1 protein-coding gene and 1 pseudogene are annotated in these 1578 nt (G+C 74.3%); both read left to right on the plus strand.

Annotated elements, in window-relative coordinates; all coding sequences use genetic code 11:
* Positions 1-1040, plus strand: a pseudogene (locus tag D471_RS40275) (hypothetical protein); the annotation flags it as partial.
* Between the two features lie 78 nt (positions 1041-1118).
* Entirely contained in the window at positions 1119-1529 is a 411-nt protein-coding gene (locus D471_RS34895; RefSeq protein WP_152486352.1) for an SdpI family protein, read from the plus strand.
* The last annotated feature ends 49 nt before the right edge of the window (positions 1530-1578 follow it).

The following is a 1578-nucleotide window of genomic DNA, read 5'->3' on the forward strand; positions in this document are numbered from 1 at the left end:
TCAAGAGCGCGTGCTACCTGGAGGGCAAGGGCACCTGGCTCACCATGGCGCTGTCCGTCCACCGCTCGGGACGGCTCAGCGTCGACTTCGACCACGACGACGACCCCGGGCTGGACCACCCGCACGGCGCCCACGCCTACGCCCAGGAACTCGCCCGCTACCCCCGCACCGAGGAGTACCTCCCCGACTGGCTCCGCGACCGGCTCGACGAGGCCCGGAGGACGGCTCCGAGCCGTGCACCGGCCGACCCCGGAACCGACCACTCCGCCGCCCCGGCCTTCGGCCCCGCCGTCCACGACCCCGTCGCGGACGCCCTCCAGGCCGAGTGGATCGCCTGGTACGCGGACGACTTCGCCCGGACCTCCGCCGACCGGCTCACCCGGATCACGCGCCAGGAGGCCGAGCCGGAGCACCACCGGCTCCGCGTCCGCCTCCACCCGGTCGCCGCGTTCCCCGAGGGCGCCTCGGGCCGGTTCCTGACCCGCGAGGTCGTCCCGGGCCTGCGGCAGACGGTCGTCGTCGACGGCGAGGAAGGTCCGCGGCCCCTGTCCCGCGAGGCCCATCAGGACACGGGCCGCCCCGACGGCCAGGTCTTCGCCGAGGCCGTCGCCACCTCGCTCGCCGAACCCGTGGAGATCAGCGCGCACGAGATCGACGGCGCCCGGTTCGTGTTCATCGGCGGCAGGCACCCCTACGTCGCGGCGCACGTCCACGACCTCGGCCGCCACCTGGGCGAGGCACCCCACGGCGCACTGGTGGCCTTCCCCGCCCCCGAGGTGGTCATCGCGCACGAACTGGGGCGGGGAAACCCCGTCGCGGCCATGGAGAACCTCCAGGAGATCGCCCGGCACCTCATCGCCGACGCTGGCGAGCCGATCAGCTCCCAGCTCTACTGGTGGCATCCCTCCTCGAGCACCCGCCCACCGGGCGCCCCCGCTGACCTGCGCAAGGTCGGGGTGGAGATCGACCACGAGACCGGGGCGGTCGCGCTGTACGCCTCCGACGAGGAGTTCGGCCCCCTGGTGTCCTCACTCATGTGAGGGACGGCCTGGCCGCTTCCGGCCAGGAGGGGTCCCGGGCACGGTCGGTGGCGTCGGAGCTCCAGAAGGACGGACCGTGTGACGGAAGGGGCATTCATGGAGGAGACGCTCGGGCTCGCCATCCTGGGTTTCGGACTGATCGTCGCCGCGGCCGCGGCGCACCACGTCCAGAACGCCTCCGCGAAGGGCGCTCTGGAGCGCAACGTCCTGATCGGCCTGCGGACACGGGCCACTCTCGCCTCGGATCGCGCCTGGCACGAGGGGCACCGGGCGGCGGGGCCCTGGCTCACGGCCGCGGTGCGCGCCGGATACGCCACCGGACTGGTGACGACCGTGGCCTCCCTGGCGGCGATCGCGGTCGACTCCGCCTTGCCGCTCGCCTGGGCCGTGGGCGCCGCGGGTTACACCGCCCTGGTGGCGCTGCTGATCACCGGCACGGTCAAGGCCCACACGGTGGCCAAGGCGGTCTCTGAGGAGGCGGCACGGTAGGCGCCGCCCCGCGACCGGACGGCGGGCGGGCCGAACTCGGTCGGCCCGC

This window comes from Nocardiopsis lucentensis DSM 44048 (assembly GCF_000341125.1).
Lineage (GTDB): Bacteria > Actinomycetota > Actinomycetes > Streptosporangiales > Streptosporangiaceae > Nocardiopsis > Nocardiopsis lucentensis.